Below are 13,840 nucleotides of genomic sequence, written 5' to 3'. Positions count from 1 at the left end.
AAATTATGGGAGAAATTACGGTTGTTATCCCTGTGAAGGATGATGTGAGGATAGGTCGGTGTTTAAAATCATTTGATGATATTCGTGCACATCCTTTCGTGATCATGAATGACCCTACGAATGAAGTACGTGAAATCGTCAAGTCTGCTGATTGTGTTAGCTTGACTCTTCCTTTTCCTAGTGGTCCTGCTGCTTGTGAAGCCGGACTGCAAGAGGCAACGACAGACGCTGTGTTATTTGTGGATAGTGATTGCGTCTTCTATCCCGGTACGCTTTCTGCCTTTGCAGATGCTGTCGGTACCGCAGATTTCGTTCGTGGTATTACAATATTTCGTTATCATACTCGACTTCAGCGAATTGTCTCCCGTTCTCGAGTTCGTCATACTAATAATCCCGAAATGCTATTCAAAGTACCTCTTCTGGTGGATAAAAGGGTTTTGCCTAAGATTGGAGGTTATTTATTCGACTCAAGACTAACCTGGACTGAAGATTTTGATTTGACTATGCGAGTTAAATCTTCGGATTCTACTGTTCGTATAATTCGAGATGGTGTCGTGGTTCATGATGCTATGTCGCCGCTTAGAGATTTTATATCCGCTTATCGTTACGGACAAGGACACAGAGAAGGATACCGCTTGGGTCTTGATGGCTATAAGGATATATCCTGGAAATCGGTACTCTCCTTCCCATGGAGAGATATACGACGTGATACCCTTCTTCTAATTATATATGATTATATTTTCAATTTAATTTTTATTATAGGTTACCAATTTTCAGTCGCCTTGGAAAGTGATTTATAATGCATACAAGTCAGCCGTTTGATCTGAACAATGTTGATTCAGTTAATGCATATGATCAATTAGCAGAAATTTATGATGCTCTTATTCCTGACCCTGTAGGGTTTGTAGATTTTTATCGAGAAGCATGCGGTACTGTACCACGGAAATTACTTTACGTTGGTTGTGGGACAGGACGCCTCCTGCAGTTTCTTGTGTCAGACGGACACAGATGTGAGGGAGTGGATCCCTCGGCAAAAAGCGTAGATATCGCACATCGTCGGTTAGAACAAGCAGGACTAGCGGGAAAAATACACGTAGATCGATTGCCGGAGCTGTCTGATGTCAGGGGACAATTTGAGGTGATTGTAATCGCCGGTGGAGCGTTCGAGTATCTCCTTACTACGCGGGATCAGATAATAGCCATGAAACGCGTGAGGAGTCTCCTCGCTTCAACGGGACGTTTGATTATGGATATTTCTCTTCCACCTTTTGCCACAGAGAATGTGCATGGTAACTATCAGGGAAAAATCGATGAAAAACTTTTTTGCGAATTAGGCATTCAATCATCAGAAATTCGATTCGGCTATGACCATTTCCGCCAGTTGCTTCGTAGTACTTGTAATTTTTATTTTAAGAAATCTCGTTCCCCTGTTACCGTTGAGTATATAACTCGATATACAAATCGGTCTGAGTGGCAATTTCTTCTAGAGATTTCAGGTTTACAAGGAGTTTTTTTCGGTGATTTTCAATGGGGACCAGTGACTCGTCAATCAAGTAATTTAATTATTGTTGCCGAAAGGAATGATGGATGAAACGTAGACTTGTTGTTGCCGCTCATGCTGATGATGAAACAATTGGTTGCGGAGGTATGATCTCGAAATACGCAGAATTAGGTGCGGAAATATTTATAGGAGTTCTTACACGAGATGCAACTGATGATATGCATCGCGTGCGTCGCAAGGAGGCTGAATTAGCATGGTCTACACTTGGAGTGTCGGACAGTGACTGGGCTATGGTTCGTTCGCACCCGCTCACGGTGAGTGGTACATCTGTTGATGCCGTAGTCCAATGGCTTGACCAGTTTCATCCGGATATGATTTTTATACCGGACCCTGGTGAGCAGGATCCAGATCACGCGGTAGTCGCACATATCGTTATAAGTGCCATGCTCCGGTCAGGCTATTTTTGTCAAATTCTTGGTTACGAAGTGTGGACTCCGATTCTACGTCCGTCCCTATTCGAAGACATTACGGACGTGATGCCGAAAAAAAGCAAGGCGGTTGGTTATTTTGTCACGCAAGTACGGGAACGTAACTATATTGCCAGCTCGGAGGCGTTGAATCGATTCCGCGGTGTAATGACTGGCCGTGGATATTTCGTTGAAGCTTTTTCCTTGGTAAATATATGAATGAATTTTTCAAGAACAGAGGGATAGTGGATTCAGTGGAGGGCTTAGATTCTGTCACAGTTGCAATATGGATTGTATCAGGCAGCAGAGATGAAAGTGGAACTGCTCGAGGTGCATCACATCTTTTAGAGCACTTAATTACAACCACCTATATGGCTGAAGGTAATTTAGCGGAATTATGTGATTCTCTTGGGGGACGTGCTGAGGCGCTTACAACTCCTGAGTTCACGGTGTACGCAGCCACACTTCCTCGGAATAATTTTGTAGATGGATGGTTCCTTCTTAGAGACCAATACTTGAATCCAGATCTGGGGTTGACACATCTAGAAGCTGAACGCTCAGTTGTCCTGGATGAGATTGCGGACGCCCAAGCCGACCATAGTCGCTATATCCATGAGGTGGCTCTCTCTGGGATCCTAGATATGCATCCGCTTGGTTATCCGCCGATGGGCAAATCGCAGGATATTACGGATCTAACCGCTTCAGATATCGCAATGGAACATGGTCGACAGCTCGAGTCACCAATTGTTCCGATTGTGTCCGGCGGGGTTGATCCCGCTGTGGCTCAGAAAGTTTTTGAGGAGTTTATTACTCTAACTCAACCAGAAAGATATGTGAGGGACCATAACGGAGGCCCCGTCCGTAACCTTATGTTAGGAGATATCTACGAGAAAATATTTTCTACTCGTAGTCATGTACTTGTTTCATGGGTTCTTCTCAATCGTCGCCCAGAGGATGATTTCATTTTGTCAGTAGTTAGTCGGATTCTGGGTGGTACCGCAACTGGAGTACTCCAAGCAGCGTTTGCGGGTAAAGAGGGGGAGTATTCATGCTATACGTACCGCTCCGTATTCTCAGATTGTGCGGTACTTTCTGCATATGTTTCTTGCGGGTCTAGTGCGATTGATGAGACCGTCCAAAGAATCATCAAAACCGTAGAATCTGCTTGGTTTGGAGCTCTCCGTAATCCTCTATTGCTCCGACGCACTTGCCAGGCTCTTAAAGGGTCGCTGGCTATTGGAATGGAATCAACACGTATGCGAGTTAACTGGCTTGGCCGGACAATGTTAGATAGAACTAAACCTTTAACTTCTGTGTCTATGATTGGTACCCCAATGATTACTCACGTAAATCTGGAAAGTATTAAAAAACTCTACACGCGAATTCAAGGACCTCAAGTGACTATACTGGAAGGGGTGTGTGGAAAATGAGACACTGGGAAGCACTTGATCATGCATACCAACAATTTTTAGAACTTGAACATGGGGAATGGGGCGAGGGAGAACACGCAGCAATTCGCTGTTATACATGGTCTGTCTGGTACAAACCATCTTTTATTCAGTTCACCCGTTTGGTGGCGGATTTCCTATTGAGAGAACGTATGTATTCAGGCGGTTTGCCACTTCTGCATCATAAGGTACGATTAGTGTTGGAGTCTGTTGAGGAACTCCCTATGCCTCTGCCATGTTCAATTGAGCCACCCAGGGTTACTCCCAGCCCTATCGAAGCAGATTTAAGCTTAGGACAAATTGTTTGTGATATTCCAAGCCGTGCCCGAGTCGCTCACATTTTACGTCAAGATTTCCCATATGGTGCTGATTTGGCTTTGCTGGGTGATGACGATTTAATTAGTTGTTCTGTGGCCAGTGAATTTTATCCGACTGTGGTGTATGATATTGATAATCGAATAGATGAAATTATTAGTAAACAATCTGATTTAGAATTTCGATTTCATGATATTCGCAATCCTATTAATAATTCTGAGCAATATGATGCTGTATACCTTGATCCGGCAGATGGTTCTGTTGCTCTTAGTAAATGGTTAGAAAGGGCGGATGAATGCCTCTCTAAGGAGGATGGTGCTCGTATGTATTTATCGATTAATCCTTGGCGAATTGGACGTCGCTGGAGTCAAATCATTACTGAGTGCCTTCGACATGGCCTAGTACCATGTAATCACTACCCACGATTGAAAACTTATCCTCATATTAGTGGAGGACTCGTTGAGACAGACCTTTGGGTATTTGAAAGGAATTCTATTCCTTCTGATCTACCTCTTCCCTATATGGATATTGAGGTTTTCCGTTGAATAGTCATTCCGCTGCATCCTATGTATGGAAAAAGCAATCTCTCCTACTCCTTGCTATCGCTACTATCGCTACTGGTCTTTCCTTCTATATTCCCGTTAGCGCCTTATTCCTTACATCTCGCGGACTGTCTTTGGAAGATATTTTCTTTCTCGAAAGTATTCTGTTAGTTAGCATCCTTATATCAGAGATCCCCTCTGGTCTTATAGCGGATAAAATGGATCGTCGCTGGGTCATCTTTGCTGGATTTGTTCTTAACGCAGTTGCAGAATCGTTATTCGCTATAGGTAATTCTTTTAGTATATTCGCTGTATCATTTTCGCTCAATGGATTCGGAATTGCCATGCTGACTGGTGTGCAGGATGCATACATTTATGACTCCCTTGGTGAGTCCGCAGATAAAATCTCAGTTGGTGTATGGGGTCATTTAAGTTCGCTGGAGTTAGGTGCAGGTGTTCTTGGTTCTGTTGCGGGCGGTATTATGGCAACTTATAATATTTCATTGCCAGCGACTACTAGTGCTAGCTGTGCATTGATAGCCGCCATCGTGACCATTTTTCTTCCTAGTCAAAAGATTCCAATGAACTCAGGTGAGGAGAAAACGGAGACTAATTGGTCCAGCTTGAAACATGGAGCAGGATTACTCTTTACAAATCCAATTTTGTTGTACACAGCAGTTGCCTCCAGTACAGTTTTCGTTATTTTTAATGCTGTTTTCACTCTTAACCAGCCGTTATTTCAGTCTGCAGAAGTGCCGGTGGCTTTATGGGGATTTATCGGTGGTGGAGCACAACTAATAGCGGCCCTCTATAACCATTTTTCTGATTCAGTGGTTAAGCGTTTCGGCCGGAGAAATAGCTTATTCTTTGCCATGGGATACGGGGTTGGTGGTTTCGCTTTGATGGTCATTCCACACCCTATAGCTGTTGTTACTGGATTTATCCTTGTCGTTCTCGGGATGTACGCTCGTGGTCCCATAACAAGAGCTATGGCGAATAAAATTATCCCTATGCATCGTCGTGCCACTGTACTTAACGTTGCCAATACGGTTGGTAGTATAGTGGGTATAGCTCTAAATCCTCTCATTGGTCGAGGAGCCCAGATCAGCCCGAGCATTACCGTTGGGGTGATTACAATCATTCTGACTCTTATAACAATTATATGGATTCCAATTTCTAATCGGTATCTCGAAATCGGTGAAAGTGGTGAATAATTCCCTCAAAACATTTGGTGATCAAAAGTTTCATAAAAAGAAAGATTGTATTTAATGATCGAGAATAAAATAAAGAAAGTGGCAGTTCTTCTAAGTGGTGGTTTAGATTCAACAGTTGCGATGGCAATTGCGAACGAAGAAGCTGATCTTAGGTTAGCTATTTCAGTAGACTACGGGCAACGGCATAATCGGGAGATCGATTCGGCTCGTCAAGTAGCAGAATTTTACAATATACCGCTCACAGTATTAGATCTTCGAAGCTGGGGTAATTTACTGATAGGATCAGCCTTGACTAATACTTCTATAGCGGTACCTCATGAATCATACAATATTGATTCTATGGCAATTACTGTGGTTCCTAATCGGAACGCAACCATGTTAATGGCGGCAGTCGGAGTGGCAGACAGATGGAAAATTAATGAGGTGTGGACTGCTGTCCATTCAGGAGATCATGAAATATATCCGGACTGTCGTCCAGATTTCATAGCATCCGCAGCAAAAACTGCAGAACTAGGCACGGGAGGAAATATCACGATTCGAGCTCCTTTTGTTCATATGGATAAATCTGAGATTGTTGCTAAAGGTATATATCATGGAGCACCCTTTGAACTTACTTGGTCATGTTATGAAGGAGGCGAGGCACATTGCGGCATCTGTGGTACATGTCGTGAAAGGATGAATGCTTTCTGCCAAGCTGGTGTTGTCGATCCCACTATTTACGGAAAGAAATGATTATGTTCACAGAAATTAGTAAGGATTTCGATTTTTCTGCCTCACATCAGTTAGAAGGTCTCTCGGAGAACCACCAATGTTCACGACTTCATGGACACAATTACCGGGTACGTCTTAGCATTGTGGGTTCGGTGGTTGTTCCAGGTTTTATTATTGACTATGGGGAACTAAATTTTTTTAAGAATTGGCTTGATCAAAATTTAGACCATCGTCATCTCAATGAAATTATGAAAAATAACCCTACAGCTGAAAATTTGGCAATCTGGATGGTCTCAATTGTAGCCGAAAATATTTATGAAAAAGGATATAGTAATATTCATGAAATTAAAGTTTCTGTATCTGAGACGCCTAAAACATGGGCTACAGCTTCACAAGTTTTGGATCACCCTATTATGGAGAGATTAGGGTAACAAATATGCCTATAAATCAAACTTCATCGAAACAAAGACTGAAGCCTCTCCCTTCAGCGAGGGAGGAGATGCTACCAATCAGTGAGATATTCGGCCCCACGATTCAGGGAGAAGGACCATTTGCAGGGCGGATATGCTCTTTCTTACGGTTAGGTGGATGTAACCTCGGATGCTGGTGGTGTGATTCATCCTATACATGGGATGGGGATCGTCACAATCTACGAGAGGAGATCACTATGCGGTCTGCCCATGAAATATTGGAGCTCATTCCTAAAAGCCCTATCTGTGTGATTACAGGGGGCGAGCCTCTGTTGCATCAGCGACGTCGTCCTTTTCTTGAAGTCGTTAAGGGACTGGTAAAGAAGGGACAATCTGTCCACTTCGAAACTAACGGAACCATTATGCCTGTTGCGGAACTTGTGGATTTAGCCGATGCCTTTGTCGTCTCCCCAAAGCTTCCTCATGCGAAGGCTCAGCGGGGACGTGTCTCCCCGGAGCTAGACCCGGGATGGCGAACAGTTAATGAGCGAAGACCGTCATATCTCAAAGTAGTAGTCGAATCAGAGTCAGATGTCGTTGCTGCAGTTCAGATAGCTAATGAACACTGTTGGAACCGAGATTTTGTGTGGGTGATGCCGGAGGGTGCAGATAAGGATACCCTCGAAAAGAAATGGTGTTCGGTGTGCGAATGGGCAATTAATCATGGTGTCAATGTCTCACATAGGCTTCATGTACTCGCATGGGGCGAAGAACGCGGGCACTGATCTCTACGGCTAGACTAAATCTTTCGTAAAATTTCCAGTAGATATGAATACATGAATCAGATAGCTCAAATATAAGATCAGTAGTCTGTCTGATCTGCTGGATTGCAGAATTATCCATAAGTAGCGGATCTTGTGATCAAATATGATATTTGAATGATATCCCATGGTTATACAAAGCTATTTTCTTTTAATTATATAATCGTTTAATTAGATTATTAAATTTTAAAAATCTACACAGTGAGTACCCCAGGACTAAAGTTGATATAAATGCAAACTATGAAGTATGTTGAATTTTATTTATTAACATTAACAGAGGTGACTATGCTCAGAGCTAATTCCCGGTGTAGTTCATGATGAATACTTACTAAAAAATTTGATTTTCTAAAAATTATCTTCCCATACTGCCGAGGATTTGGAGATTGATACTAATAAATCTATCGAATTCCTTTCAAAATTCTTACGGGGATGATTTAATTGGCTTTGTTGAGGTTTGGCAATTCCACAATTTTATTTGGATTTCAATTCAAATAAAATATTATTGAGGGCAAAGGTGTCTCAAATTCTTTTTTATCCTGTGGACGTTTAGGGTGAGAGGCCAGTAGCGAGCATAAACCTGCAAAACTCCTACAAATTATGCCTAAACGTGTTACTAACACAGTGGTGTCTATTCCTATTAGACTGGTGGACAGTAGCGGTGTTATTCCCGGATGTTGTGGTGATTCTAATCATTTTTGGTGGGTATGGGTACTCCTTGGAGTGATATGAAGATGAGTCGTATGGTGGCCAATTTAGATTTGCGTTATCAGCAAAACTTCTGGTCTACACCCAGAAAACCCGGCTATCCTGCATACTGATACGAAAATCCCTAGCCGACGAGGTAGTGATACATGCACGGACACAACAACGGACTCAAAACAGCCCTGCTCATGGGCAGCATGGTTGGTTTTCTGCTGCTCATCGGTGCGGCGGTCTCCGCCATGACCCGCAGCAGCGTCTTTATCTGGATCTTTGCCCTGATAAGCGTGGCAACGGTGGCGTACACCTACTGGAACTCGGACAAACTGGCTATTCGCTCCATGAACGCCTACCCGGTGACCAGGGAACAGGTTCCCGGCCTCTACGCCATCGTTGAAGAACTCTCGCAAAAGGCCGGCCAGCCCATGCCAAAACTCTATGTGGCACCCACCATGACCCCCAACGCCTTCGCCACCGGGCGCAACCCCGATAACGCCGCGGTCTGCTGCACCGAGGGAATCCTGCAACTGCTCAACGAGCGTGAAATGCGCGGGGTGCTGGGCCACGAGCTCATGCACGTGTACAACCGCGACATCCTGACCGGGTCTATCGCCTCCGCGATAGCGGCGGTGATTACCTCGGTGGCCCAGTACCTTACCTTTGCCGGCCTCTTGGGGGGCAACCGCGAGAACAACGGCGGTAATGTCCTCGGCACCCTGCTTTTGGCTTTGCTTGCACCGCTGGCCTCGTCCGTCATTCAGATGGCTATTAGCCGAACACGCGAATACGATGCCGACGAAGACGGGGCCAAACTGACCGAAGATCCGCTGGCTCTGGCATCAGCCCTGCACAAGCTGCACAACGGTATCAGCGCGGCACCGCTAGCAGCAGATGATCAGCGGGTGGTGTCGACCGCCTCGATGATGATTGCCAACCCTTTCCGCGGCCGTGACTTCAAAAAATTGATGTCCACCCACCCTCCTATGGAGGACCGCATTGCCCGCCTTGAAAACCAGGCTCGGCACATGGGGAAACTGTAGGTGCGGAGGAGAAGGGGGCGCGGGATCTAGATCCCGCGCCCCCCTTACTTTTTAGCGGTAGTTGACGAATTGAAGGTCAACCTCAAGGTCTGCGTTTTTGAGCAGGGCGATGACCTCTTGAAGGTCGTCACGGGACTTTGAGGAGACCCGCAGCTCGTCGCCCTGGATGGTAGCCCGGACCCCTTTAGGACCGTTATCGCGGATCAGCTTGGAAATTTTCTTGGCCGAATCCTGGGCAATTCCCTCCCTGATGGATGCCTCAATTCGGTATTCCTTACCCGAAGGGTAGGGCTCGCCGGAGTCGAGAGATTTCAGCGAGATACCGCGTTTGACCAGCTTTGACTGGAAAACATCGAGTACGGCGAGGGCTCGCTCCTGGGAGTTGGCTCTGATGAGGATCTTGTCTGCCGAAAAGTCAATATCTGCACCAGTCCCGCGAAAATCGTAGCGCTGCGAAACCTCTTTTGATGCCTGGTTAAGGGCGTTGGAGACCTCCTGCTTATCGACCTTTGACACGATATCGAATGATGAGTCACTTGCCATGTTTCCTCCGAAAAATTTCAAGGTAGGGGCCGGTTTGTTGGGCGCCAACCAGAGACCGGGCTGGCGCGGTGTGCTTTACCAACGGTACAGGGTGGGAGAGCCATCGCGGACCCGCTCCAGGGTTTTTGCGCCCCGTTTCGCTCTGGGCAAGTTCCCCCAAAATCGTTATGAATATGTGACCTAATCATCAGCCTCCCTTCACCTTGGCGGTAAAGAATAAAAGCATGAACAAAAAAGCTCAGGTAAAAACCGAGGCCGACCTGCAAGAAGAACTGACTTCCCTCACCTTCCCGGGAGCGAACCTCGAATCACCGGAGTTGCGCGAGAGATTTGCCGGTGTTCTCGAGAATATTATGCGGGAGATCAGCAGCGGCATGTGTACCGTCGAGCAGGGGGTGGCCTACCTGGAAAATTTTGAGCTGCACCTGCTCACCGAGCAGTGGAGTGCACAGCAGAGGCAGGCGGCTTAGAAACATCGGAGACCGCGGAGTACAAAAGTTCCTTTTATCACAAAGGCCCGTTCAGGTTTTCATTTCGAGTGAAACTTCGGTAGTGTTATCACGTTCGCATCTGCGAGCTTGACACCATCGAGCATGGTTACGGCAGATTACCCGAGCGGCCAAAGGGGGCTGACTGTAAATCAGCTGGCACTGCCTACGGGGGTTCGAATCCCTCATCTGCCACTCACCCCAAGCCCCGGTCTGGAATAAACCAGGCCGGGGCTTTTGTTATGGCTTCCGAAACTCGCAGCGCGCCCAGAAGGCGCCTATACCACGAGCGAAACCAGGTTGGCAGTCATGCCGAAGAAAGGTAGTGTGTTCACTATGGCTACAGTAGAAATTACGCAGGAAAACCTCACAGAGACCGTGCAGAACAGCGAGATGCTCTTTCTCGACTTCTGGGCAGACTGGTGCGGGCCCTGCAAACAATTCTCACCGGTATACGAGGCCGCCTCAGAAAACCACAGCGATATCACCTTTGGCAAGGTGGATACCGAAGACCAGCAGCAGCTTGCTGCCGCGGCGGGCATCTCCTCCATTCCCACCCTCATGGCCTTCCGCGAAGGTATTTTGGTATTCTCCCAGCCCGGCGCCCTCAACAGCCAACAGTTTGACCAGGTGATTCAGGCTGTTCGAGACCTGGATATGGACGAAGTACGTCAGCAGGTTGCCGAGGCCGAAGCCAAAGAAAAATCCGCAGAAGCCTAAGGGCATCGTGAACAATTCTGAAGGGGGCGATTCGCGGAGGCGAACCGCCCCCTTCACATGTGTCGAAAATCTTCCGGTGCAAGTCGGGCGCCCCTCCTGGGCGGCTGTATCCTGCCCGCCTTAATAAGGGCAACCACCCGGTTGCGGTTGCCTGCAAAGGGAGCCAGCAGCTCCAGCATACGGGCATCGTCGGCGGGTTCACGCTCAAATGCCCACCCTACCCAACGAGCCAGGTGATAGTCTCCCACGGACACCGCATCGGGGTGGCCGTGGGTCCGTTGCACAATCTCGGCAACGGTCCAGGGCCCCACGCCGGGAATTGTTGCCAGGGCCCCGGCTAAATCTGCGACGGTAGCTGTTCTCTCAAGCCGCTCAAGACTGCCGATCCTCCTCGCAAACCCCAGCACGGTGCCCGCGCGAGCGGCATCGTAGCCTGCCCGGTGCCAGAACCAGGAGGGCAGAGATAGTAGCCGCTCTGGGTCGGGAAAGAAGACCATGCCTTCCGGCTGATCACTGGCGCCGGTGTGAGGTAGGGGGTCGGCGGTTTTTCGCAGAAGAGCCCGCAGCCCACCCATAGCCTCAATCCCCGTGACCCTCTGCTCACTGATAGAAGACACCCCGTGCCAGAACAGCTGATGGGTGGCTCCCAGCCGCAGACCCGGGTGCTCTCGTCGGATACGACGCAGCTGAGTGGGCAGCTTGTGCCAGGCGGGAGAGGCCATAAAGTCTGACCAGTCGTCGGCGACACCTACCCAGAGGGGAATCTGGTGGGCAAGCTGCTCCAGGGCGGCAGAGGCCCCGGAGGATTTCTGCACCCACAGGGTGGCATGGATCGGAGCCAGCAGCCTCTCTGAGGGAGCGGACCTGTTCTCCTGCTCCAGCCGAATCGCCAGGTGTATCCCCGATAGGCGGGCACTGGTCCACAGTGACCTACTGCCCCGGCCCCGGGCGACCAGAGGGTCCTGATGCCCGCGCATCCATGAGGCGGCAAGGCTGTCCAGGCTGATGGGGAAAGGCGGGGTGATGGTTACTGTGGTTGAATACACCCCACTATTTTCGCACCTAACCCCAGGGTTCTGCTCTCGGGCGGGCCACAAAACTTGTAGCCTGTTTAGAGAATTATCCCCCAAAAAATACCAGAGGCAGAAACAAGGTATGGCAGAAAGAGCAGCCACAGAAACGGCAGCAGACGGACGCTATAGAACCGGGTACTTCTTGACTGCCCGTACCGGTGCAGCAGCGATTTCCCTCCTGATCTTTGCTCTCTACAGCGCCTACTCCTATTTTCAGTACAGGCACTTCATTACCCCTTCCTGGGATCTGGGCATCTTCGCCCAGCTGGCTCAGGAATACTCACAGCTTCACTTTCCACCGATTGTTGAGATCAAGGGGGCCGGCTACAACCTGTGGGGGGACCACTTTCACCCCATTCTCATCCTGCTGGGCCCCCTCTACCGGCTCTTTCCCAGTCCCGACACCCTGCTCTACCTGCAAAACGGCCTGGTGGCCCTCTCGGTCTATATACTCTGCCGGTGCGCCCAAAAAATTGTGGGTGCGCTCTGGGGTGTTATTCTGGCCGCCGCCTACGGGCTGAGCTACGGGATTCAGAGCGCGGTGGCGGCCCAGTTCCACGAGGTTGCCTTTGCCCTACCCTTTCTGGTGATATCCCTGGGCTATATTGTTCTTTCCCGTGATCCCGAGAACCGCCCCACCCTGCTGGCACGAGCCTGCTGGTGGGCGCTACCGCTGGTCTTTGTCAAAGAGGATCTAGGGGTAACAGCAGCCATGATTGGGCTGGTGGCACTGATCCGTTCGGGTTGGCTGAAGACAGCCGCCGATATCCTCTTTCCTCACCCGGGGCAGGAAGTCCGCCGGGGGCAGCGTTGGCGCAGACTCATTCGCTCGTGGGCGGGTACCGGTGCGGTGGCTGAGAGTACCCTGCTGATGGTGTGGGGCGTCGTGTGGTCTGCTCTGGCCATGCGGGTGATCGTCCCCCTCTTTAACGCCCGGGGAGTCTTCGACTATGCAGATAGGGTGGATCCGGTGGGGGCGCTGGCGGACCCCCTGCAAACGTTTGGCCAGATGTTCTTCCCCTGGGAAAAATCCATCAGCATCTGGCTGCTCTTGCTGGCGGGAGTTTTTATCTGGGTCTCATCACCTATCGCCCTGGTAGCCCTGCCCACCCTGGCCTGGCGATTTCTCTCGGGCAACGAGGGCTACTGGCAGTCAACCTGGCACTACTCGCTGGTGCTCATGCCCGTCGTCTTTATGGGTCTGCTGGACTACCTTGCCCGCAACAGATACGCTGCCACCACCGTAACGGCCCGCGGACTTGTGGCTGACTACCGCAAAAATGCCCGCTACCTGCTGCCGGTTCTCTGCCTCATTATTGCCCTGGGAATGCTACCTAACCAGCCACTGGCCTCGCTCACTCAGAAAACATTTGCCACCGGTACACTGTCGACAGCAGACCAGAGTAAACAGCGGGTGGTGGAAACTATTCCTGCCGGAAGCACGGTTGCCGCCGACCTTTCGGTGCTGACCTACCTGGTGCCCCAGCATACCGTCTACTGGATAGGACACGAGGGGGAGCCGGCCCCCGACTACCTGGTACTAGACCTGGCGGGAAGCAGCTGGAACGGCAACCCGCCGCGGGACCCGGTGGCCTATGCCGAAGAACGCTTTGGGTACAGCTATACCCTGGCGGAACGCATCGGAACAATATACGTGGTGCGGCGCATGTAGGTGCATCCTGCTGTACCCTCTATCACCGCCTGCGCCATTGACCGCCAAGGTACTGTAAGGTGGAGTGAGTAAACACCGGATTCCCCGAATACCGAAGCTATGCGCCAACCGACTGAAAACACAGCGCAATCAGCCTGCTTCACATGCACGCTGAAAAAACGGTTGTGAGAGACCGC

15 protein-coding genes and 1 tRNA gene are annotated in these 13,840 nt (G+C 49.2%); 14 read left to right on the top strand and 2 right to left on the bottom strand.

The annotated features are described in order from the left end of the window. The first annotated feature begins 5 nt into the window (after nucleotides 1-5). From ACS1BR_RS03970 to htpX, 10 genes are all read left to right on the top strand, one after another. A complete protein-coding gene (locus ACS1BR_RS03970) occupies nucleotides 6-800 on the top strand; it encodes a glycosyltransferase family 2 protein (RefSeq protein WP_463560182.1) in 795 nt (264 codons plus the stop codon). After that, entirely contained in the window at nucleotides 800-1,591 is a 792-nt protein-coding gene (locus ACS1BR_RS03965; protein WP_463560180.1) for a class I SAM-dependent DNA methyltransferase, read from the top strand. Before ACS1BR_RS03970 ends, ACS1BR_RS03965 begins: the two co-directional genes overlap by 1 nt. After that, nucleotides 1,588-2,187, top strand: coding sequence for a PIG-L deacetylase family protein (locus ACS1BR_RS03960; RefSeq protein ID WP_463560179.1), 600 nt, complete (start codon nucleotides 1,588-1,590; stop codon nucleotides 2,185-2,187). Before ACS1BR_RS03965 ends, ACS1BR_RS03960 begins: the two co-directional genes overlap by 4 nt. Before the next feature lie 26 nt (nucleotides 2,188-2,213). Then, nucleotides 2,214-3,398: a M16 family metallopeptidase gene (locus ACS1BR_RS03955; protein ID WP_463560178.1), complete on the top strand. Its 1,185-nt coding sequence runs from the start codon at nucleotides 2,214-2,216 to the stop codon at nucleotides 3,396-3,398. Continuing rightward, on the top strand, nucleotides 3,395-4,276 hold the full coding sequence (locus ACS1BR_RS03950) for a bis-aminopropyl spermidine synthase family protein (protein ID WP_463560176.1): 882 nt from the start codon (nucleotides 3,395-3,397) through the stop codon (nucleotides 4,274-4,276). Before ACS1BR_RS03955 ends, ACS1BR_RS03950 begins: the two co-directional genes overlap by 4 nt. Then, the gene (locus tag ACS1BR_RS03945; RefSeq protein ID WP_463560175.1) at nucleotides 4,273-5,487 is read left to right on the top strand and encodes an MFS transporter; all 1,215 of its coding nucleotides are present in this window, start codon (nucleotides 4,273-4,275) and stop codon (nucleotides 5,485-5,487) included. Before ACS1BR_RS03950 ends, ACS1BR_RS03945 begins: the two co-directional genes overlap by 4 nt. A gap of 54 nt (nucleotides 5,488-5,541) precedes the next feature. Continuing rightward, nucleotides 5,542-6,219 (top strand): 7-cyano-7-deazaguanine synthase QueC, encoded by a 678-nt coding sequence (gene queC, locus ACS1BR_RS03940; protein ID WP_463560174.1) that lies wholly within the window; start codon nucleotides 5,542-5,544, stop codon nucleotides 6,217-6,219. A 2-nt stretch (nucleotides 6,220-6,221) separates the two neighbouring features. Then, complete coding sequence (locus tag ACS1BR_RS03935) at nucleotides 6,222-6,629, top strand: 6-carboxytetrahydropterin synthase (RefSeq protein WP_463560172.1); 408 nt, start codon at nucleotides 6,222-6,224, stop codon at nucleotides 6,627-6,629. Further along, nucleotides 6,575-7,393 carry a 7-carboxy-7-deazaguanine synthase QueE gene (locus ACS1BR_RS03930; RefSeq protein WP_463560171.1) on the top strand — a complete coding sequence of 273 codons (819 nt, stop codon included), beginning with the start codon at nucleotides 6,575-6,577 and terminating at the stop codon, nucleotides 7,391-7,393. The genes ACS1BR_RS03935 and ACS1BR_RS03930 overlap by 55 nt, the downstream gene beginning before the upstream one ends. An 887-nt stretch (nucleotides 7,394-8,280) precedes the next feature. Then, nucleotides 8,281-9,168: a zinc metalloprotease HtpX gene (htpX, locus tag ACS1BR_RS03925; protein ID WP_463560170.1), complete on the top strand. Its 888-nt coding sequence runs from the start codon at nucleotides 8,281-8,283 to the stop codon at nucleotides 9,166-9,168. 51 nt (nucleotides 9,169-9,219) lie between these two features. Here htpX and ACS1BR_RS03920 read toward each other — a convergent pair whose 3' ends face one another. Continuing rightward, nucleotides 9,220-9,711 (bottom strand): YajQ family cyclic di-GMP-binding protein, encoded by a 492-nt coding sequence (locus tag ACS1BR_RS03920; protein ID WP_463560169.1) that lies wholly within the window; start codon nucleotides 9,709-9,711, stop codon nucleotides 9,220-9,222. A gap of 224 nt (nucleotides 9,712-9,935) precedes the next feature. On the opposite strand from ACS1BR_RS03920, the gene ACS1BR_RS03915 reads away from it, so the two are divergent. The 3 genes from ACS1BR_RS03915 to trxA all read left to right on the top strand — a co-directional run bounded on the left by ACS1BR_RS03915 (nucleotide 9,936) and on the right by trxA (nucleotide 10,919). Further along, nucleotides 9,936-10,181, top strand: coding sequence for a hypothetical protein (locus tag ACS1BR_RS03915; protein ID WP_463560168.1), 246 nt, complete (start codon nucleotides 9,936-9,938; stop codon nucleotides 10,179-10,181). Nucleotides 10,182-10,312: 131 nt separating this feature from the next. Next, nucleotides 10,313-10,394 (top strand) — tRNA-Tyr (locus ACS1BR_RS03910). A gap of 141 nt (nucleotides 10,395-10,535) precedes the next feature. Continuing rightward, on the top strand, nucleotides 10,536-10,919 hold the full coding sequence (trxA, locus tag ACS1BR_RS03905) for a thioredoxin (RefSeq protein WP_463560167.1): 384 nt from the start codon (nucleotides 10,536-10,538) through the stop codon (nucleotides 10,917-10,919). A gap of 53 nt (nucleotides 10,920-10,972) precedes the next feature. Here trxA and ACS1BR_RS03900 read toward each other — a convergent pair whose 3' ends face one another. Continuing rightward, nucleotides 10,973-11,965, bottom strand: a complete 993-nt coding sequence (locus tag ACS1BR_RS03900; protein WP_463560166.1) for a DNA-3-methyladenine glycosylase family protein — start codon at nucleotides 11,963-11,965, stop codon at nucleotides 10,973-10,975. Between the two features lie 109 nt (nucleotides 11,966-12,074). On the opposite strand from ACS1BR_RS03900, the gene ACS1BR_RS03895 reads away from it, so the two are divergent. Continuing rightward, on the top strand, nucleotides 12,075-13,664 hold the full coding sequence (locus tag ACS1BR_RS03895) for a DUF2079 domain-containing protein (RefSeq protein ID WP_463560165.1): 1,590 nt from the start codon (nucleotides 12,075-12,077) through the stop codon (nucleotides 13,662-13,664). The last annotated feature ends 176 nt before the right edge of the window (nucleotides 13,665-13,840 follow it).

Source organism: Rothia sp. 18CD1-1 (assembly GCF_055285355.1).
This window is presented reverse-complemented; position numbering and strand designations above follow the sequence as displayed.

What these genes read in the sequence shown, in the direction of transcription:
- ACS1BR_RS03960 (WP_463560179.1), top strand. Translation starts at nt 1,588, where the DNA reads ATGAAACGTAGACTTGTTGTTGCCGCTCATGCTGATGATGAAACAATT.
- ACS1BR_RS03930 (WP_463560171.1), top strand. Translation starts at nt 6,575, where the DNA reads ATGGGCTACAGCTTCACAAGTTTTGGATCACCCTATTATGGAGAGATT.
- ACS1BR_RS03935 (WP_463560172.1), top strand. Translation starts at nt 6,222, where the DNA reads ATGTTCACAGAAATTAGTAAGGATTTCGATTTTTCTGCCTCACATCAG.
- queC (WP_463560174.1), top strand. Translation starts at nt 5,542, where the DNA reads ATGATCGAGAATAAAATAAAGAAAGTGGCAGTTCTTCTAAGTGGTGGT.
- trxA (WP_463560167.1), top strand. Translation starts at nt 10,536, where the DNA reads ATGGCTACAGTAGAAATTACGCAGGAAAACCTCACAGAGACCGTGCAG.
- ACS1BR_RS03920 (WP_463560169.1), bottom strand. Translation starts at nt 9,711, where the DNA reads ATGGCAAGTGACTCATCATTCGATATCGTGTCAAAGGTCGATAAGCAG.
- htpX (WP_463560170.1), top strand. Translation starts at nt 8,281, where the DNA reads ATGCACGGACACAACAACGGACTCAAAACAGCCCTGCTCATGGGCAGC.
- ACS1BR_RS03915 (WP_463560168.1), top strand. Translation starts at nt 9,936, where the DNA reads ATGAACAAAAAAGCTCAGGTAAAAACCGAGGCCGACCTGCAAGAAGAA.
- ACS1BR_RS03895 (WP_463560165.1), top strand. Translation starts at nt 12,075, where the DNA reads ATGGCAGAAAGAGCAGCCACAGAAACGGCAGCAGACGGACGCTATAGA.
- ACS1BR_RS03950 (WP_463560176.1), top strand. Translation starts at nt 3,395, where the DNA reads ATGAGACACTGGGAAGCACTTGATCATGCATACCAACAATTTTTAGAA.
- ACS1BR_RS03965 (WP_463560180.1), top strand. Translation starts at nt 800, where the DNA reads ATGCATACAAGTCAGCCGTTTGATCTGAACAATGTTGATTCAGTTAAT.
- ACS1BR_RS03970 (WP_463560182.1), top strand. Translation starts at nt 6, where the DNA reads ATGGGAGAAATTACGGTTGTTATCCCTGTGAAGGATGATGTGAGGATA.